Annotated in this window: 13 protein-coding genes; 4 read left to right on the forward strand and 9 right to left on the reverse strand. The window is 70.8% G+C overall.

What is annotated here, in order from left to right; translation table 11 throughout:
- Positions 1–51: 51 nt before the first annotated feature.
- The 7 genes from ACWGJY_RS26810 to tsaD form a co-directional block, all read right to left on the reverse strand.
- Entirely contained in the window at positions 52–2367 is a 2316-nt protein-coding gene (locus tag ACWGJY_RS26810; protein WP_453263404.1) for a VWA domain-containing protein, read from the reverse strand.
- Positions 2368–2441: 74 nt separating this feature from the next.
- Positions 2442–2993 (reverse strand): Pycsar system effector family protein, encoded by a 552-nt coding sequence (locus ACWGJY_RS26815; protein WP_453263405.1) that lies wholly within the window; start codon positions 2991–2993, stop codon positions 2442–2444.
- A complete protein-coding gene (locus ACWGJY_RS26820) occupies positions 2993–4051 on the reverse strand; it encodes a hypothetical protein (protein ID WP_453263406.1) in 1059 nt (352 codons plus the stop codon). Before ACWGJY_RS26820 ends, ACWGJY_RS26815 begins: the two co-directional genes overlap by 1 nt.
- Positions 4044–6575, reverse strand: coding sequence for a hypothetical protein (locus ACWGJY_RS26825; RefSeq protein WP_453263407.1), 2532 nt, complete (start codon positions 6573–6575; stop codon positions 4044–4046). Before ACWGJY_RS26825 ends, ACWGJY_RS26820 begins: the two co-directional genes overlap by 8 nt.
- 5 nt (positions 6576–6580) lie before the next feature.
- Positions 6581–7429 carry a hypothetical protein gene (locus tag ACWGJY_RS26830; protein ID WP_453263408.1) on the reverse strand — a complete coding sequence of 283 codons (849 nt, stop codon included), beginning with the start codon at positions 7427–7429 and terminating at the stop codon, positions 6581–6583.
- Between the two features lie 95 nt (positions 7430–7524).
- A complete protein-coding gene (locus ACWGJY_RS26835; protein WP_453263409.1) occupies positions 7525–8235 on the reverse strand; it encodes a Crp/Fnr family transcriptional regulator in 711 nt (236 codons plus the stop codon).
- 710 nt (positions 8236–8945) lie between these two features.
- A complete protein-coding gene (gene tsaD / locus ACWGJY_RS26840) occupies positions 8946–9998 on the reverse strand; it encodes a tRNA (adenosine(37)-N6)-threonylcarbamoyltransferase complex transferase subunit TsaD (RefSeq protein WP_453263410.1) in 1053 nt (350 codons plus the stop codon).
- A gap of 217 nt (positions 9999–10215) precedes the next feature.
- Here tsaD and ACWGJY_RS26845 point away from each other — a divergent pair, with 217 nt between their 5' ends.
- Positions 10216–11985 (forward strand): amidohydrolase, encoded by a 1770-nt coding sequence (locus ACWGJY_RS26845; RefSeq protein WP_453263411.1) that lies wholly within the window; start codon positions 10216–10218, stop codon positions 11983–11985.
- A 719-nt stretch (positions 11986–12704) separates the two neighbouring features.
- Here ACWGJY_RS26845 and ACWGJY_RS26850 read toward each other — a convergent pair.
- On the reverse strand, positions 12705–14924 hold the full coding sequence (locus ACWGJY_RS26850; protein ID WP_453263412.1) for an SMI1/KNR4 family protein: 2220 nt from the start codon (positions 14922–14924) through the stop codon (positions 12705–12707).
- Between the two features lie 259 nt (positions 14925–15183).
- On the opposite strand from ACWGJY_RS26850, the gene ACWGJY_RS26855 reads away from it, so the two are divergent.
- A complete protein-coding gene (locus ACWGJY_RS26855; RefSeq protein ID WP_453263413.1) occupies positions 15184–15726 on the forward strand; it encodes a VanZ family protein in 543 nt (180 codons plus the stop codon).
- Between the two features lie 221 nt (positions 15727–15947).
- On the opposite strand, the gene ACWGJY_RS26860 is transcribed toward ACWGJY_RS26855, so the two are convergent.
- The gene (locus tag ACWGJY_RS26860; protein ID WP_453263414.1) at positions 15948–17918 is read right to left on the reverse strand and encodes a glycoside hydrolase family 9 protein; all 1971 of its coding nucleotides are present in this window, start codon (positions 17916–17918) and stop codon (positions 15948–15950) included.
- Positions 17919–18051: 133 nt separating this feature from the next.
- Here ACWGJY_RS26860 and ACWGJY_RS26865 point away from each other — a divergent pair, with 133 nt between their 5' ends.
- Complete coding sequence (locus ACWGJY_RS26865; RefSeq protein ID WP_453263415.1) at positions 18052–18726, forward strand: winged helix-turn-helix domain-containing protein; 675 nt, start codon at positions 18052–18054, stop codon at positions 18724–18726.
- The gene (locus tag ACWGJY_RS26870) at positions 18723–19982 is read left to right on the forward strand and encodes a sensor histidine kinase (protein ID WP_453263416.1); all 1260 of its coding nucleotides are present in this window, start codon (positions 18723–18725) and stop codon (positions 19980–19982) included. Before ACWGJY_RS26865 ends, ACWGJY_RS26870 begins: the two co-directional genes overlap by 4 nt.
- Positions 19983–20125: the final 143 nt, after the last annotated feature.

The raw sequence follows: 20125 nt of genomic DNA on the forward strand, positions 1-20125 counted from the left end.
GCGCGGCGGTGTGCGCCGACGGGCCGGTGGCGCACCGGCCCGCCCCGCGCGTCACCGGTACGACTCGTAGGTGCTCGCGCTCCCGCCTTCGGTGGCCGCGGGGGTGGTGGCCGCGGTCGCCGGTGGCTTGGACGACCGCGGTCGCCGGGCCTTTGCAGTGCGGGTCTCCTCGCCGAGGGAGAGGCTCAGCGCATCGGTCAGCGGGACCGTCCCCCGCGTGGGCAGCCGGGTCCGCCCGCCGCCGCGCTTGCGCAGGACCGCTCCGCCCTCGGGGCTGCGCTGGACGGCGTACGGGCCGTGGCTGCGCCGCTCGATGCGCGGGCTGCGGTGCGGCTCGACGACGGCGAACTCGTACCACTGCTTGTGCCCGTGCCCGGCCGGGTGCTCTCCGAGGACGTCGCCCTCTGGGGAGACCAGTTGCAGCACCAGGCCGAACGGGTCCCTGCGGGTGCGGCGTTGCCGCAGCCAGGCGAGGGCGGCCACGGCGGCCGACGCGCTCAGCACCGCGGCGGACAGGAACGCCCACCAGTACTTCTGCCAGATGCCGGGCTCCGGCGTCACCGGCACCGAGAGCGGGGACCGCACCAGCGTCCGGTCGTGATCCGTGGTGTCGACGACCGTGACGGTGCCGCCGAGCCGCAGACCGTCGTCGTCGAGGCGGTCACCGAAGACGCCTTCGGGGGCGACGTCGACCGTCACCTTCCGGGTCCCGGACTCGCCGGGCTTCACCACGATCTCGGCCGGGCTGATCGAGAGCAGTCCGGGCTGGAGGTCGGCGACGGACAGCCGCAGGGTGTGCGGGATGCCGCTGGTGTTGTGCACGGCCAGGGTGCCGGTGAGCGTGGTGCCGGGGTGGGCTTCCGTGGCGGGCAGGGTGAGGGCCGTGGTGACGGGCAGCACCCCGGGCGCGATCTGGCCGCTCTCGCTGCGCGTGTCGGCGCTCAGGCCCGAGGCCGTCAGCGTGCCGCTCACCTTCAGTGTCCCGGAGGCGCTCTGAGGGATCTTCACGGATCCGGTGAAGGAGCCATCGCTCCCCTTGGGGTCGGGCCCCTTCCCGTCGTCGGCGAGCCGCAGGGCCAGCGGGGCGAAACCGTCCCCGGTCAGCTCGCTGCGGACCCTCAGCCCGGCGTAGTCACGCGGGTCCTTGATCTCGTAGCCCTCGCGGGTCTGCAGGCGCATGGTCACCGTGGCCGTCGCTCCGGCCTGGGGCGACGGCGGGTCCATGGTGAGGGAGCCGCGCAGCTCGCCCTGCCACAGCACGCTGACGCCGACAGGAAGGGCGCGGTGTCCTTCGGGGGCTTCGGCCTTCACCTTCCAGATGCCGGGCACCGGGTCGACGATCTTCAGCGCCTCGACGGTGTCACCGGCGCCCGCCCGCTCGAATCGCGACTTCCGGTACGTCCCCGAGGTGGGGACCTTGTGGCCGCTGGGGTCGAGGTAGCTGATCGTCACCGCGGGGTCGCTCTTGTCGACCACGATGCTGCCCACGGTCGCCAGCGGCGAGATGCCGACCTCCAGGGTGGCGGGTGGCCGCTGGCTGGCTCCCTGCTGGTAGCGCAGGCAATGGGCGGCGGCGAAGATCTTCTCCAGCATCGGGCCGACGTCCTTCGCCCCGGAGACCTTGCCGGCCGTCGGGCGGGCGGAGGGCAGTTCGACGCAGCCCTTCTGGTGTCCGCCCGCGGCCATCCGGCCGAGCTGCGCCTTGTCCGGAGCGGGTCCGAAGCCCAGCGGCCAGATCTGGACCCCTTGCGCGGCGGCGTTCGCGAGCTCCTGGTTCAGCTGCTGTTTGCCCTCGTTCTCGCGGTGCGCGGCATCGCCGTACTGGGGGCTGCCGGTGACGTCCATCTCCCCGTCGGTGAGCAGGAACAGCACCCGGGGCACCGACGGGTCGGTGCCGGTGCTGAGTTCGTGCACTCCCTGGCGTATCGCGCTCGGGAAGTCGGTGCCGGTGCCCTCGTTCTTCTTACGGCTGCGCAGCTTGCCGACACACCCGCCGATCGACTCGCGCCCCGCCGCGTCCAGCGTGGTCCGCGGGCACACCGGGTCCACCGCGCGCTGGTCACCGGATTCGGCGGCGGCGAAACCGAAGACCGTGACATGGGAGGACGAGGAGACGTCGCCCAGCGCGATCCGTGCGGCGGCGGCCTTTTCCGCCTTCATGTCCGCGGGCGCGAGGCTGGCGGACTCGTCCACGGCGACGGCGTAGTTGACGGAGCTGAAAGCCGGCGTGGACGCCGCCGCCGGCACCGGATCAGGACCGGCGGGTGCCAGCAGGGACACGAGCACCGCGGCGCCGCTCAGCGCACGCAGTGCACCGCGGCGCGCCCAGCCCTTTCTTTTCTGCCGTCTTCCCCTGACTGCTCCCACGGCCGTCCCCTTATTTCGTCTGTGCGTCATGTGCGTGGTGGTGCGCCGCCGTCGACGGCGCGGGCCGGCCGCGGTCAGCGCGCGGTCAGTCCCCAGGCCAGTGCCAGTGCTGCCGAAGGGGCCAGTGCGCCCACCCCCCAGCGGATGGCCCGGTATTTGGCGGACAGGATCGAGCTGACGTCGATGGCCTGGATGAGCAGCCACCCGGCCGGGTCACGCCCCGCCTCGGCGAGCTCGGCGGACAGCCGCGCGAAGTCGTGCGGAGCCAGCAGGTCGCCGAAGAACGTCACCCCGTCCCGGCTGCGGACCGTGCCGGTACGCGGCATGAGCACCCGGACCAGCGCAGTCACCGCGACCGCCCAGAGCACACCCGCGACGACCAGCGTGAGGTCGGCCGGCCCGTGCCAGTCGGGCGTGCCGTGCCGGCCGATCAGGAACGCGGGCAGTGCCAGCGCCCCGGAGAGCAGCACGGCCGCCTTCGAGTCGGCCCGGCCGAGGTCCTCCCGGACCGTGATCAGCAGTCGTTCCGCGAGGCGTTCCCCGACCTGGTCGTGCCCGTGCAGACCCCCGTCCAGCACCGGCACGACCGGGTCGGGGGACGTGTGTGCGCCGCCGTCGGCAGCCATCACTCCTCCTCCGCCCAGGACCATCCGTCGTCCCGGCTGCGGCTCCGGCGGCGGGGCGGCTCCGGTTCGGCGTCCTCGTCCTTGCTCGGACGGGGACGGTCCCCGGCCCAGGAGGCCGGTTCGTCCGCCACCCAGTCCGGGGTGAACGGCTCGGGCGGCGCCAGCTGCGGGGTGTCCCGGCGGGCGGGCAGCGAGCCGATGGGCCCCTGGACGCGATGGCGGCCCCGGTTGAGGAGTTCCAGTGCCTGCGACTCCACGTCGCTGGAGTGGATCTGCCCGCTGTCGACCATGGCGAAGAGCCGGTCGACGCGTTCCTTCTCGTCCTGCCTGCCCTCTTGGCGGATCTTCTCCAAGAAGTCCTTGGCCGCCTCGGGTTCGGCCGCCAGCATGTAGCTGAGCTGGTCCAGCTCCCCGCCCTGCAGCATCGACCGGAACTTGTGCTGATGCACCCGGGTCACCTCGGCCGAGGCATGCGCGTCCCGGATGCCGTCCATGTGGTGGATGGTCCGGTCGTCCACCCGCAGACGGACGTACAGCCGTACCCGCAGGCCGAGTTCGGCGCCCAGGTCGTCCCAGCGCCCGCCGGCGCAGTGCCGGGTGATGGCGCGGTCGGCCTGTTCGGCCTGGGCCACCGGGAATTCCGAGGAGACCTCGCGCAGCCGCTCCAGCGTCGGGGCGGTGAGCCGTTTGGCGACATCGGTGACGACCTCGGTCGCGACCAGATGGGGATCGCTCACGGTCCAGTGGATGTCCACCTCGGCCTTGAAGAACGTGGTGCCGCCCGCGGCCGGCAGCTCCATGTGGAGCGTGGTCTCGAAGGTGCCGAGTGCGATCTCGCAGATGGTGTGCGGCCGGGCCAGCGCCCGCTTGTCATAGTGCTGGACGCCGGAGACGGTGGCCACGCTGTAGCCGCCGTTGCGGTAGAACAGCACCGAGGCCGTCCGGGCACTCGCCTGCCGGAACGGACCCACAGGCGTGTACTCCCGCAGGAACGGGCCCGCGGTCCCCGGGCCGGCGTCCGCGCCCCCCTCCGCCGCCACGCCCTCGTACTCAGCCATGCCTGTCCTCCTCGCCCGTCCGGTCCCGCGGCGCGACGGCGAGCCACCACAAGGAGCGCGCCTGCGCGTCGGGGAGCGGATTCTCCGGATCGTTCATCATGCGGCGCAGCAGCCAGTCCAGCCGCCGCCGGTCGTGCTCCTCGGTCGTCAGCGCGGGCAGCAGCGCCGCCAGGCCCGGCTGGGTCCACTCCGTTCCGTCCCTGCGTACGGCGGATCGCAGCAGGGCCTCCAGGGCGTCCATGGCGACTTCCTGCGACCGTGGGGTGTTGAGCGCGGTCCACATCAAGTCGGCCATCGGGCCCACGAGTTCGGGACGGGCGGCGGCGAGGGCAAGCGGCAGCGGCCAGTCCCCGCGGTCCGCCAGCAGGGATCCGGGCTCGTCGTTCAGCACCTCGTCCACCGGGGTCACGGCGAGCCGGACGGTGGTCACCAGACCGAGGTCCTGGTGTGCCTCGCGTTTGTGGTGGGTCCACTCGGACATCCGCCGGAGCACCTTCGCACGGTCCGGCAGCGCCAGCAGCCGTACGACGTTGAACGAGGCGGCCGCCAGTTGGTCCCCGTTGTCGCGCACCCCGATCCGGGCCAGGGCGTCGAGGGCGTCGTCCGTCGTCGCGGCGGCGTTCCCGTAGCCCAGCGCCATCGCCGCGGTCCAGCGCAGCGACTTCGTCCCGTACCTGCTCCAGTCGTCGACCAGCTTGCGCACCGCCTTCCGGTGCGTGGCGTGCCCGGCCGCCTGGTCCAGCGTGGTGGCCGCGAAGATCCTCCGGCGGGGCGTGGACGCCTCGGCGAGCGGGCGGATCAGCTCCGCGTAACCGTGGTCGAAGTCCCGTACGCACAGCTCCCCGGCGGCCACCGCGGCGCGCATCCACACCTGGGGGCGGGGATCGTCCGCCAGCAGCCGCAGCCACCGGACGACCGGCGCCCTGGCAGGGAAGTGCCGGTCCCAGATCTCGCTCAGCACCGCGGCGGGCAGTGCGGAACCCCGGTACCAGATCAGCTGGGCGCCCACCTCGGTGCCGGCCACCTCGACCCTGCCGTCGGTGAGTTCGGCACGCGAGAGCGCCAGATCGGAGACCGGGTCGTCACAGAACAGCGGGCGGGCGGGCGTGATGTCCGGATCGCTCTGTACGGACAGTTCCCAGGTCAGCAGATGAGCGGCGGTGGCCACGGCGCTGCGCGAGGCCCCGCCCAGGACGGCGAGCGCAATGCGGAACGCCACCGGGTGGAACAGGGTTGCCGTACTCGGCGGCCCCGCGCGGCCCTCCGTATCGGACGGGAGCGCGGCCAGCGCCCGGTCCACGCCGGCGAACCACTCCTGGGCCTGGTCCGCGGCCAGGCTGCGGCAGCCGGCGAGCAGTTCCTCGTACGAGACGTCACCCAGCAGATGCTCGGCCAGCAGCGAGGCGACCAACTCGGCCTCGGCGGGGCGCAGTTCCTTCAGTCCGACCGCATCCCTGACCGCTTTCCGGCCCGCCAGCTCCTCCGCGCTGCCCAGCAGCTCCGCCACCCGCGGTCCGCCGTCCGGCATGCCGGCCCGCGCCGTGGCGATGCGGTCCTCCAGCCGTTCCCGCAGCCGGGTGGTGAGCAGCTCCTGCGTGGGCACGGGCGGACAGAGCATCCCGTACCGCCCGGCCAGCAGCGGGTTCGCCGCCGATCCGACCGTCACGACGATCACCGCGAACGACTCGTGCTCGTCCAGGGCCGCGGCCAGCCCGTCCAGGTCCATCGCGTCCGGCGGCAGCGAACCGGGCCCGGCGAGGGAGAGTTCCAGCAGGTAGCCGATGCCGCGCCGCTCCTCCAGCGAGCCGGCCAGCCCCCGTACGTCCGGATCGACCCGCCGCACCCGGGAACCCGTCCCGGTCTCCGTGCTGGTGCCGCTCTCCGCACGGGCGGTGACCTCGTCGAGGAGGGAGAGCGCGGTGCTGGTACGTCCGGTGCCGGGCGCGGCGCCGAGCACCAGCAGCCGACGGGCCTGGAGCGCGTTGCGCAGATGCAGATAGCCCTCCGGCTCCACATGGACCCGGCGGAGCCTGCGCAGTTCCTCGTCGGGAACGGGCCCGCTGCGCATCCCCGCGCTGGAGTGGCGGGCGTCCATCCGCAGATGGATATCGCCGATATGGGCGCTCTGGATGTAGGAACGGTCGAAGCTGTTGAGGTCACGGCCGGTGTCGAACAGCATCCGAGTGGAGCGGCGGGCCCGCGAGGCGGCGGCGAGATCCGTGGGACCGTCCTCGCCCTCCGCCTCGGCGAGCGGGTCGCGGGTGTGCTCCTTGAACCGCCCTGCGGCGCGCTCCCGTTCCTTCTCCTTCTCCGCGGCCTCGCTGTCGGCAAAATCCCCGCCGTCTCCCTCTTCCCCGCGTGGCCGGTCGTCGCCGTCCCCGGCCCTGGCCTTGTTGTCGGCGTTGTTGGCGTTGTCGGCGTTATCGGCGTTGCCGGCGTTGTCGGCCCCGCGAGCGGGTGCTCCGGCCGCTTTCCGGGGTGCGGGTTCGGGGGAAGCGTCCACCTGCTGTTGTTCGTCGGCCACGTGACTCAGTCCTTCCGTGGTCCGGCGCCACCGGCGATCCGCCCGATGTGCACGGGCTGCTGGTACACGTTGTCCCGGTGCTGGGACATGTCGCCGTGAACGGTGTAGCGGGCGCCCGAGGTACCGGTCCGGTCGTCATCGTCCGCGTCGTCGTCCGGACCGGTGTCCGGGCCGGCGCCCGGCTCGGTGGCCACGGCCCCCGCCTCGCCGCTCTCGGGCGTCTGTGTACCGGCGGGCGGCGGCGGATCACCGGCCGGTATCGCCGGAGCGGGCCGCCCCGGGAGTTGGCACCAGGCGGTGACCTCGCCCTCCTTGAGCTTCAGGCGGGCCGAGGAGTAGCGCGCGGGCTCGATGAACTTGCCGCCGCTGCTGACCATGTCCTCGTACAGCGACTCCGAGACCACCAGCACGAGGTCGGCGCGTTCGGCGTCCAGCAGCTGCCTGGCGACGGGAGAGTCCGCCAGCCGGCAGGCGAGGTCCACCGCACGCCCGCTGATGCCCCGGCCGTCGTGCCGGACCGGACCGACATGCATGCCGACCCGCAGCCCCAGGGGGACGCGCAGCGCGCGGTTCTCGTCCCGCAGGCTCTCGTGCACCTCGACCATCCACAGGCCGAGCAGCCGGGTCACCGCGATCCGGCCGGCCACCGACAGCAGCACCCCGTCGCCGCGGTCCTCCATGTGCACGGCGTCCCGCGCCACCTTGGCGTGGGTGAACGCCGCTTCCAGGACCCGGTAGATCCGGGCGCGCATCCGCGGCTTGTCCACGTCGTCGTACGCACCGGAACGCCGGGCGTCGACGCTGATCACCAACTCGTAGCGCGCTTCGGCGACATCCATTGCGTCGTCGTCCACTCCGTGCCCCCTGTCCTGTCCGCTTGCCGTCCCCGTCAGCTTCGGGCCCGGGACCAAGGCCGTCTGTAGCCGTTTACACACGACCGGGCGGGGATTTACTCCTGATGCCCCTCCGCGAGGAGGGCGAGCAGCGCGGGGTCGAGGATCTCCACCATCCGGTTCCCCGTCCGCACGACGTGCTGGGTACGCAGCAGCCGCAGGGCCTTGGCGACGGCCTCGCGGGTGGCTCCGACGGTGGCGGCGAGCTCGTCCTGAGCCAGCTGGACGACGGTGCCCGCGGGCGAAGGGCCGGGGGCGGAAGGGGTGTAGGGGCCGGAGGGTTCGGCCCGGGAGAGTTCGGTGAGCCGGGCGGCCAGGCGCTGCAACACGGTGAGCGAGGCGAGTGCGGACCGCTCCTGGTCGGCGCTTCGGAGCCGGAAGGTGAGCTGGCGGATCACCAGACCGCTGACGCGGGGGTGCAGGGCGAGAAAGCGACGGAATGCGTCCCCGGATATGACCTGGGCCTCTATCGGGCCCAGGGCGCGTACGGTGGCGCTGCGCGGGCGGCTGTCCAGCGCGGCCATCTCGCCGAGGAGTTCGCCGGGACCGCGCAGCCCGAGTATCAGTCGGGTGGCACCGCGGTCCGTGACGACAGAAACGGTCACCCAGCCCGCAAGTATGATCATTACGTGACTGGATCGGTCGCCCTCGGTCAAAAGATGAGCATCGGCCGCATAACGCTTCCGATTTCCGAGAGCCATCACACTCTCGTTTTCCTGGACTGTCAGAGCGCGCGCGAACGCCAGCTCATCGCCGAGCAGCCCCATGGCCACTCCCCCCACGGCATTCCGGATGGCCTGAATTCCACTGGCGATGATGCTCGCAGAGTGACGCTCCGGGGGGAGTTAAACGCGCCATATTGGCTGTACCGATAGGTAGATATCGAACTGCCAGGTAGATCGCCCGCACTTCCCATGCACTCGCCACCCTTTCCACTCCCGCACCCGCACCCGGGGACCCCCGGCCCCTCTGCCCCCGGGACCCCGTTCACCGACAACGCGGAGGTCAGGCCGCACACCCGGGCGCACCGGACTCATTTGATACCGGCAACGGGAGAAGGTGGAAGGCATGGCGAAATCTCGGGTTTCCGACGACGGCGCGCTAACTCAGCACACCCCAAGAGGAGTTGACAATTCCGCAGCCGGCCACCTGACCGGCGCCCCGCCGTCTCTGTCGCCGGGGCCGATACCGGACAAGTGCGGCGCTCACCGGGCCTTCCGGTGGGGAAGACCCGCGGTTCGGCCGGGACCACAAGAAACAAGAACGAAGAAAGGTTTCAGCGAATCGAAGAGGAGTACGACGGCGACGACCTCGCGGAGCGATTTCCGAAGTTCCCGATGGTTCGACACACGCACGCCCAAAAAGCGTGGATTCCGGACGCACCTACTGATGAGCACTCGCTCCGATGCCGCTTCCGCAGCACCGCCCCCGCCACGCCCTGCGTTCCGCGGCGCGCGGGTTGCCGGTCCGGCGCCACTCAGGCACGGGCGACCGGGTGCAGTGCGGCGTACTCCAGGGGCGCCGAGGGATCGACCGCGACGTCCAGCGGGGCCGGCGCGGCTCCCGCCCGGACCAGGAGGTCCCCGATGGCGGCGATCATCGCCCCGTTGTCCGTGCACAGCCGCAGCGGCGGCACCCGCAGGGTGATCCCGGCAGCGTCGCAGCGCTCCTCCGCCAGGCTCCGGACACGGGAGTTGGCGGCGACCCCGCCGACCACGACGAGGGTGCCGACGCCGTGGGCGGTGCAGGCGGCCACCGCCTTGCGGGTCAGGACGTCGGCGACCGCCTCCTGCAGCGCGGCGGCCCCGTCCGCCACCGGCAGCACCTGACCACGATGCCGCTCCGCCCATCGCGCGGCGGCGGTCTTCAGCCCCGAGAACGAGAAGCCGTACGGATCGTCGCGCGGCCCGGTCAGCGGGCGGGGGAAACGCAGCGCACGGGCATCGCCCTCGCGCGCGGTCCGGTCGATGGCCGGGCCGCCGGGGTAGGGCAGCCCGAAGACCCGGGCGACCTTGTCGAAGCACTCACCGGCGGCGTCGTCCCGGGTGTCGCCGAGGTGCACGATCGGGTCGCGGGCCAGGTCCCGGACGAGCAGCAGCGAAGTGTGACCGCCGGAGACGATCAGCACCACACACGGGTCGGGCAGCGGGCCGTGCTCCAGGGTGTCGGCCGCGACATGACCCGCCAGGTGGTGCACTCCGTGGAGCGGCACGTCCAGCGCGTACGCCAGGCTCTTCGCGCCGGCCAGTCCGACGTGCAGCGCACCGGAGAGCCCCGGCCCGGTCGTCACCGCAACCGCCCCGATGTCGGACATCCGCAGCCCGGCCTCCGCCAGCGCCCGGTGCACCACCGGGGTGAACGAGTGGACATGGGCACGGGCCGCGATCTCCGGAACCACCCCGCCGAACCGGGCATGCTCGTCCATGCTCGACGCCACGGCATGACCCAGCAGCCGGCCGTTCCGCACCAGTCCGGCGCCCGTTTCGTCACAGGACGACTCGATGCCCAGTACCACGGGTGTCCCACGCATGCCGTTCTCCTCTCGCGTACCGCGGCCAGCTTAAATGCGCTAATTCTGCAACTGCGAACTATAGGCAATAAGGGTCCATGGGATGCCACCTTTGCGTGCACTGCGTCGAGCCGACTTCATCCGGCTGCCGGCCGACCTCAATCGATCACGCTCCGCGTTCATGCGGCTACTCTTCGCGGTGAAAGCTGATCATTCTCAGGGGAACAGGTGGTGCGTGATGTCCCAGGAAAACTCGCCGGGAACGCGGTCCGGAGATGCCGACATCATCTTCACCGGCGGTTCCATCGTGACGGTTACCGATGAGAAGTCGGCGGCGCCCGAGGCGGTGGCCGTCAAGGACGGCCGGATCGTCTTCGTCGGCAACCTGTCCCAGGCACAGGCCGATTGGCGGGGGCCGGACACGCGGCTGCACGACCTGCTGCCGGACCAGGCCCTGCTGCCGGGTTTCATCGATGCGCACGGCCACGTGGTCGGCACCGGCCTGCAGGCCACGATCGCCAATCTCCTGGCCGCTCCCGACGGCAACGTCACCGATATCGCGTCCCTCCAGGGCAAGCTGCGCGAGTTCGCCGAAAGTGCGGTGGGGAAACGCTCGGATTGGATCGTCGGTTTTGGTTACGACGACTCCATGCTCACCGAGGGCAGGCACCCCACCCGCCACGACCTGGACGTGGTATCCACCGAGAAGCCTGTCCTGGCGATCCATCAGTCCTTCCATCTGGGAGCGGTCAACAGCCTGGGACTCGAACGGCTCCGGTACACCGCCATGAAACCGGACCCGGACGGCGGGGTGATCCGGCGGAGGCTGGAGCGCGGGACCGAATCCGGGCCCGTGTACGGGGAGCCGAACGGGGTGCTGGAGGAGACCGCGTTCAACCCCGCCGCCGACCTGGCCGTCGCCGGGATGGACCCCATCGACAGCGGACAGTTCCTGCCCGTGGGCCTCCTGTCGGCAGCGAGTTTCGGCTTCACGACCGTGCAGGAGGGGGCAGCGAGCCTGGAGGTCCTGGACCTCCTGCGGCAGGTCGCGGACGCCCACCCCGCCGGCCTGCCCACCGACGTGGTCGTCTACGTCAAGGCTGACCAGGCCATGAAATCCCCTGACACGGTCCGGGCGAGCCGGGAGTACACCAAGGGCCTGCGCGCGGCCGGGGTGAAGCTGATCCTGGACGGCTCACCCCAGGGGCGCACCGCCTGGCTCACCGAGCCCTACCTCACCCCGCCCGACGGTCAGGACAAGAAATACCGCGGCTATGCGACCCTGCCGGACAAGGACGTCCTGGCCCAGGTCCGGGCGGGTTTCGCCAACAACTGGCACGTCATCGCGCACGTGAACGGCGACGCCGCCATCGACCAACTCCTCCACTGCGTGCGCGCGGCCACCAAGGAAGCCGGGCAGGACCGGCGTACGACGGCCATCCACTGCCAGACCGCCCGCGAGGACCAGGTCGAGGCGTTTCGGGAACTCGGCATCATCCCGTCGTTCTTCTCCATGCACACCTACTACTGGGGCGACTGGTACCGCAAGACCGTGCTCGGCCCCGAACGCGCTGTCAACATCTCGCCGGCCCGGTGGGCGGTGGACCGCGGCATGGCCTACACCTCCCACCACGACGCCCCCGTCGCCCTGCCCAACTCGATCGCCATCCTGTCCAGCCAGGTCACCCGCGTCACCCGCACCTCAGGAAGCGTCCTGGGCCCGGACCAGTGCGTGTCGGCCCTGGACGCGGTGAAGTCCATCACCCTCAACGCCGCCCGCCAGTACTTCGAAGAGGACACCAAGGGCAGCATCGAGGTGGGCAAGCTCGCCGACTTGGTGATCCTCAGCCACAACCCGCTCACGATCTCCGAGCAAAGAATCAAGGACATCACCGTCGTGGAGACCATCAAGGAGGGCAGGACCGTCTACCCGCCCTCTTCCACACGCCCAGAGCCCGCCCCCGTCCCACAAAGGGCAATGTCCGCAGCCTTTGCCCACCACTGCTGACGCCCGAGAAGGTCACCCGGTGTGAACATGGCGTGGGAGGAGCTGGCCCGTGCGGGTCCGGAGCTGCCGGGGTTCTCGACGCTGGACCGGATGGCGGCCTCGGTCCGGAGACGGGTGGAGGGCGAGATCTGCACTCGGATCGCCGAGCGGGCGGGCCCGGCCCGGCCCCGGCTGGCGGGGCTGTTGGTCGTGCCGGACGGCGAGCGCCGTAGCTCGTTCGGCAGGGTCAAGGAGCCGGGGCGGCGGGCGACATGGTCCAGGTTCCGGCAGCGCGGCGAGCGCGTGGCTCTGGTCGACGGCCTCGGCGACGCCGGGAGCCGGGTCGAAGGCGTGGCCGCGGCGAAGGTCAGCGCGTTCGCGGAGCAGGCCAGGGTGCTGTCGGTCGGTGAGATGCCCGACATTTCGGAGCCGCGGCGGACCGCTCTGTTGGCCTGTGTGGTGGCGAAGGCTCGGGCGCGGGTGCGCGACGAGTTCGTGGTGATGTTGTCCAAGCGGATGTCCCGGCACGCCGGGCGGGCCCAGGAGGAGCTCGCGGACCTGGAACAGCGCCGCAAGGCGTCCACCGAGCAGCTCCTGGCCGCTTACAAGGATGTGCTGACGGTACTCAGGGAGCACGTTGCCGACGAGCGGGCCGACCGGAGCGGGCAGGTGAGCATGGTCGACGCGCTGACGGTGAAGCGCATCCGCGAAAGAGCTGCGCTGCGGGGACATCGCGGTGATCACCAGTGCGTATCTCCTCCAAAGACCTTTCCGCAGGGGATCCTTACCACCAGCTGGGCCCGGTGCGGGGTGATCACGCCACGAAGGACCGGGTCCGTCAGCAGGATGACCGGGGCGATGCGGTGGGGGTTGTCGGAGTACCAGCGGGGCAGGGCGGCCTCGATGACGGTCCACGCTTCCTCGTCGTCGCCCTGCGCGGCAAGTGAACGGGCCAGGTGCAGGGCCTGCTCGAAGGCCGGCGGTTCGGGCAGCCGGGGCGGCACGTGGGCGGCGGCGCGTTCGATCCAGTCGTTGTTGGACTCGCCCTCCGAGAAGCTCAGTTCGGGGACCAGCCGGCCGAGGATCTCCAGCCGCGGCAACCCGACGAGCGGCCCGTGCTCCTCCACCGTACGGCGCAGGTACAGGGGCAGCGCCTCGGCCCGGACCTGGTCCTCGCCGACCGCTGCGATGACGTGGTCCCGGCCGAAGATGTTGTTGCGGATCTCGTGGTGGGCGAACCGGAGGTCGAGGAACGCGCCCAGGATGGTCTTGAGGTACATACCGACGCCTGAGCCCTTGACCTCGGCGCGATCGAAACTCGCCAGCGCCTGCTCGGCCTCGCCCCGCAGTGCCTGCTCACGGCCCTGGGTGACCAGGTCCTCGGCGCCCTCCGGGTGCACGCCGTGGCCCTCTCGGCCCTTGAGCCGTTCGAAGCTGGCGCGCTCGGCCTGCACCAGCTCGGCGAACGACGCATGCCGCTCGCCGAGGCCCGGGTACCAGCTCGCCCAGATGTACGCCGCCCACTCCCCGTCCCCGGACACGTCGCCGGGATCGAGCAGCCAGTACTGCGCGTCGCCGTCCTGCGAGATCAGCAGCGAGCGTCCGAGGACGGCGCCTTCTTCATCGTCTTCATCGGCCTCGTCGTAAAAGTCGGCCAAGCCGGCAGCGTCCGTCTCGGTGAGCCAGGCGACGGTGTCGGTGGTGCGCATCTCCCACATGAACGAGCTCAGCTGCAGCCAGCCGTCGGAGGCGCCGAGGAACGCGCGGTAGCTGGGCGGAAGCCGGGTGCCGAGTCGCTCCTCCAGCGCCGCGAGCCGCTCTTTGCTCGCGCCCTCGTATCCCAGCCAGCCGGCGGCCCGCTGCTCGTCGCTGACGTTCCCCGGCTGGCGGTCCTGGGTTACGCGGATGACATCGGCACTGTAGTCGAACAAATAGGCGCGCCACTCTTCGACGGTGCGCAAGGCGGTGCCTTCCGGTGCGGGTGCCATCGGCGCGCCACGGAAACCGGACGGGCTCTGGCCCGCCCGCTGGCGGTAGCCGAAGAAGCCCTCGAACGCGGTGTCAGGGGCGGTGTCGAACAGCCGGGCCTGGGAGAGCTGAACGTGTACCGAGCCGGCGTTCGCGGTGATCTCAAGGCGGTAGTGCTGGTACGCCATGCCGGTCGTGCCGGTCACGGCGAAGCCCCGCGGCTGGTGCCGACGGGTGAAGACCTGACCGGTACGGGAGTCGAGCGCAGTCCACTGCCGGCCGTCGTGCGAGCCCTGTAGCGTCCAGTCCATCGGGTCGCGGTCCGGGCAGTCGTTCGCCGAGGCCAGCACGTAGTACCGGACGACGGCCGGCCGGACGAGGCGGAACTCCAGCCACGCGCCGCCCATCCCCCAGTTGCCCAGCCACTTGGCGTGCGAGCCGTTCAGCACGTTGTCGGCGACCTCGCCGGCCACCTCGTACTCGTGGTGCGCCCGTACCGTGCCGACCAGGGCGGTGACCTCGCTCGTAAGGCCAGGTTCGGTGACAGCGGCCCGCAGCGTCATCGAACCCGATGCGCCCGCCTGGTCGTGCCAGTCCAGGCGTTCCACGTGGGCGCCGCCGTCCTCAAGCAGGATCCACCAGTCCCCCGCGGCGTGCCATTCTTCGCCCCGGCTCTCCTCCGTACGGAACCGGCGGGCCGCGCCGTCCTCGACAGCCTCGCACCGTTCCAGCTCACCGCGGTACTCCGCCGACCGGCCGTCGGCGGCCCGGTAGTACCCGTAGAAGCCCTCCATTGCCGCCTTGAACCCGACTGCTGCCTCCGCGCCGTCGCGCGTACGCCAGCCGAGCCAATCCAGCGGCGAACGCACGCTTCGGTCGATACCCGCCCGCAGCCACGGGCCGGACTCCCACGCCTCCGCGCCGTCCCAACGCCGCTCGGTACGGAAGACGAAAACCCGCTCCACGTCGCACCCCCCGGAATTCGGTCGCACTCTGCTCTCCTCACACTTCCCGCAACAAACGCAGACACCCTCTCGTATACGGAGGGTAGCCAGAGCGGTTCTCCGGCACGGAAACCGCCCTCTCTGGTCTTTGGAGGGGCTGCCGGAGGCTCGGGGTGACACCGGCGCCCGGTACGCCGCGCGCCGCCACGTCGCACAGACCACCGCACTCCATCAGAACGACGGCCGGCGCAGAGCCGCTCACGCGGAAAGTGAAGAGCCGCGTATATCCGACTGCTACCGTCCGGCCATGTTCTTCCTGATTGCCTTCCTCATCGGCGTGTTGGGCGGAGTGCTGATCTACAGCGCCGCCTCCCTGCGCAGATGCCCCCAGCAGATGTCACGGCGTATGGCCCTCGCTCTGCTGTGGTTTTGGGCGGCCGGCGTCACCTACTTCACCTTCGGCACACCTTCCGGCGGCGGCCAGGCCATCAACCTCAAGCCCCTGGATGTCACCAACAAGGCCGACATCGTCGACGCCGTTCTCAATGTGCTCATGTTCGCCCCCGGCGGCATCCTCCTTGCACTCCTCCCGATGCGCCGGCACCAGGCAGCTCTGTTGGGATTCCTTGGTTCCCTCGCCATCGAAGCCACCCAATACCTGACCCACTCCGGACGCAGCGCCGACATCAACGACCTCACCGGCAACACCCTCGGCGCACTGATCGGCTTCGCCTGCACCGCAGCGGCTCTCTCACGCACGCGCGCCGCCCGCGGGCCCCGCATGCCCCGGCACTCCAGCTGCGTACGGAACCCATTGGCCAGTCCGAACAGCAGTGGGAAAGATCTCTAGCCCCATCGTTGCCAGACCACGTTGCCTCTCTGACCTATCGGACAGGCCCTGGCTGGGCGCTGGGGACCGTCCCCGCCTTGCATACCGAACGCACGCGTTCCGGCTCCCCGCTTGGTGAGCGGGGAGCCAGAGCTGTTGCGCTGTTCAGGGGTGTGGGAGGCGGGAGGTCAGACGCCCGAGCCGGCGATCGCCCACGTTGGTGGTGATCGCCCATGTTGTCGTCAACTGGCGTCGGTCTCGGCGTCCTGGGGAGTGGAGGCGGAGAGGGTGAAGGAGAGCAGGGCAGTGGCGGTGAAGTCGTCTGCGGATTCGACCGTCTGCCAGGCTCCTACGTGGTCCATGTAGCCGCTGCCGCGTCCGTCGAAAGCTGCGAAGGGGTTGCCCTGGTTCGTCGGGCACTTGCGCATGGTGGGGAAGGAGTTGAGGTCCTTGAGCTTGTCAGCAGCGTTGGGACCGTTGACGACGCCGCCCAGCAGGATGTCGCCTTCGCCGTCGAGGTCACCTGCGAGGTTGGCGGCCTGGTGCTCGGGGCAGTGCGGGAACGTGGTGCCGGCCCCGATGACGAAGGAGGAGCCCCACGCGTTGGCGCCCAGCGTCCAGTTGCGCTGCTGGGTGGCGAAGGCGTCGTAGCGGGAGTCTCCGGTCACGCGGTGATACAGCTGGGCGGTGGCGGCCAGACCGAAGGTGTGGGGCACGGAGTCGAAGTCGGTGTAGGGGGCACCGGCTCGGAACGGGTCGCGGGCCGCGCGGGAGCTGCCGTCATCGAGCTGCCGCTTGAGGTCGGCGATGAGCCGGCTGCGGGTCACCTCGGTGCTCGGGGCGTCGGAGTTGAGCAGCTTGGCGAGGTCGGCGTGTGCGAGTGCGCTGACGTCGCCGAGTCCCAGGGTGCCGAGGTTGTCCGAGGCGAGGTACTGCTCGGCCCAGTGGCCGGCCTGCTTGATCCAGTCAGCTGACCGGTGGTCGTCGAGGGCCTGGCCGGCGAGGGCCAGCTCGCCGGCGCCGAATTCCATGTCGTCCTGCCAGGAATCCTCGGGATAGAACCCGTGAGGGAAGGCGGTGACCAGTTTGTCCTCGGGGTTGGTGTTGGCGAGTTCGTAGATGTGTGCGGCCTTCTCCAGCTCCGCGTGCGCCCGGTCCGGGTTGTCTGCCGCATCCAGTTGGGCAGCCAGGGCGAAGGTCGCGGCGACGCGCCCGGCGAGGTTGGGGCTGATCGGCTTGCCGGGGGGTGCCGCTCGGAAGACCGGCCGGTGCTTGATCAGGTAGTTCGGATCGCCGGGCTTGACGTTGAGGGCGTCGTCGGCCTCGGGCAGGCGCCAGACGTCGTGATCGGAGCGGATCTTGCCGCTGCCGTCGTCCGTGTCGCCCTTGCCGAGGCCGACCTGGACGTAGAGGGTGCGGGACTCGTCGTCCCACATCTTGTCGAGCCAGTCCAGTCCGTGGCGGGCCTCGGCAGCCAGTTCCTTCCCGCCGACGGGCGTGGTCCGCTGCGCGAGCAGCAGACTCGCGGTGGAGTAGGAGGCGGTGTGCGTGAACTTGAGGAAGTCACCGGCATCGTTCCAGCCGCCCGAGACATCCACCGGTCCCCCGACCGGCTTGAGGGGCGCCTGCAGCACCGTCTCGTCGGCGTCGTAGGCAGGGGTGTCGTACACGGTGGCCTGGCGGTCCGCCAGGTGGGAGGGCTTACGTCGCAGCGCGGTGGGCACAACGTCGCTTCCGTCGCGCTGGGCCTGGAAGAAGCGGACGTTGTTCTGGATGACCTTGCCGAACAGTTCGTCTGCGGGCGCGATGTGGAACTGCGGGGAGGTCGCGGTCACGGGCCCTGACATCTCCACCCGGTAGTCGCCGGGCTCGGTGAGGCGGGACAGGTCCAGGGTGTGAACGGCCTTGTAGGTGCCGTTCCACTCTCCCGTGGAGGCCCCGACCTTGCCGGTGAGCACCTCCTTCCCGGAGGCGTCCCGCACCCGGAAGGACGCCGTGGACACGGAAGCCGAGGTCATGAGGTAGGCCTGCTTGGCCTCACCGGGCGTGTAGCCGACCTGGTCGACGCGCACCACGGCGCGGGGCGCTGTGTCCAGTCCGCCCGCTCCCTGGGCGGACTGAACGCAAGAGACCGCAAGCACGGTGGTTGCCACGCCGGCAGCGGTCAGGCCGGCAGCGGTCAGACCGATGACGCGGGTACGTTTTCTTGGCATGCCCCGCAGACTGCCAGCGACTTCATGAGGGGATCATGAGGAAGACGACAGCGCCCGGCGCTCCCCGCCACGTCGACGCTCCCCACCATGACCCACGCCTTCGCGATCTTCCGACCACGTAGGCTCCCCGGTCATGCGCGTACTGGTCCTTGAGGACGACCCAGAGCTTGGCCCGGCGATCACCAGAGGTCTGCGCGAGGCAGGCTTCGCCGTCGACTTCGCCGGCGATCTCGCCGAGGCCGACTGCAAACTCGCCGTCAACGCCTACGACTGCCTGATCGCCGACCGAACTCTGCCCGACGGGGACGCGCTCACCCTCCTTGCTGCTCAGCGCAGGGCGGGCTCCCCCCTCCCGGTCCTTTTGCTCACCGCGCTTGACGCCGTCACCGACCGGGTGGCCGGCTTCGAGCACGGCGCCGACGACTACCTCATCAAGCCGTTCGCGTTCGCCGAGCTCAACGCCCGGGTGCGCACCCTGTGCCGCCGCGGCCAGCCCGCACGGCTGCCCGTGCTGCGAGTCGGCGACCTGGAGCTCGACCTTCCACGCCGCCGGGTGCGGCGAGGCGGCGTGCTGCTCACACTGACCGCGAAGGAGTTCGCGGTCCTGGAGGTCCTGATGCTGCGTGCCGACGAGGTGGTCACCCGCAGCGATCTCATTGAACACTGCTGGGACGAACAGGCCGAACCGCTCTCGAATGTCGTCGACGTCCTCATCGGCCAGCTGCGCCGCCGGCTGGGACCACCCGAGCTCATCTTGACGGTGCGCGGCGCAGGCTACCGCCTCGCCGACCCGGCCACGGGTCTGTGACGTCGCGTACTCCCGCCGCCGCGCAGCTGCACCGCGCCCGGTGGGTGATGACCCTGCTCTTCGCCGCGACGACTGCCGCCTGCCTGCTGGTGCTTGCCACCATCGCGGTCCACACCGACAGCCACTCCCGCACCAACGATCTCGACAACGCCGTCAGCCACCGCGCCGACGGCCTCGCCCGCACCTTCTTCTACGACGCGGACGGCACTCTGCGCCTCGACTCGCTGCACGAGGACGAACTCGCCCGCAGCGCCGAGGCACTCGGCATTCTCCAGGCACCCCCGAACGCCGGACCGCGGATCCTCTACGCGTACCCCTCCCACGCCACCCTGCCCGCCGAGGCAGAACTCGACGAGATCTGGGAGGAAGTCCAACACGGCCAGGAGACCGCCCTGGTCACCACCACCGCCGCCAACGGACGCGCGTACCACTGGGCCGCAGCCCCGGTCTGGGACAACGACCGGATCGGCGCCACCGTGCTGGTCGGAGCCGACCCAGCACGCAGCCAGACGGATCACAAACGGCTGATCCAGTGGCTTGCCCTGGGCTGCGCCACGCTCGTGCTGGCGGCCTCCGCAGTGGGCCACCTGCTGACCGGGCGCTCAATGCACCCCGCTGTAAAGGGACTTGAGCAGCAAGAGCAGTTCCTCGCGGAAGCCGCGCACGAACTGCGCACGCCACTGGCCACCTTGCGCCTGGTGGTGGAGAACGGCAACGCCTCGCCAGGCCGGGCACCCGCAGCCCTGGACGAGGCGGTCCGGCTGGTCGACCGGCTGGGCCGACTCGTCACCGGGCTGCTGGCCCGAGCCCGGGTGGAAGCCGGCACCCAGGAAGTCGAACTCACCCCGCTACGCCTGGACCAACTGGTCGAACAGACCATCGAGGAACTGCCGGACCCCACCGGCGTCACGGTCACCACCGAGGCCGTCATCGTCGACGGGGATCCCGAACTGCTGGCCCAAGCGGTCCACAACCTCGTGGAGAACGCCCTACGACACGGCGGCGGCACCCCGGTCGAAGTGACCGTCGCCGCCGGCCGGGTCGCTGTACGGGACCACGGCCCCGGCGTGCCGCCCGAGGACCGTACCCGGGTCTTCGAGCGGCGCGTCACCGGAGCCGCGAGCACCGGCACCGGCACCGGTCTTGCCATCGTCCGCTGGGTGGCCGAGCTCCACGGCGGCACCGCCCGGCTTTCCCGGGCCCCCGGTGGCGGAGCACTGGCAGAGCTGCTGCTGCCGGAGCGCAAGAGCGGCTGACGCACCCTGGCGAGGCCCGGCCGTCCTCGCCAGGCCGACGAACGCTTGCGGGCCCTGGTCGTCCCGGTCGCCACGACGGCACCTTCCACGAACCCCCGCCCTCCCCCCACAGGTTGACGAAACCCCTAGGGGCACCTCCCGGG

This window comes from Streptomyces sp. NPDC054765, from assembly GCF_053612065.1.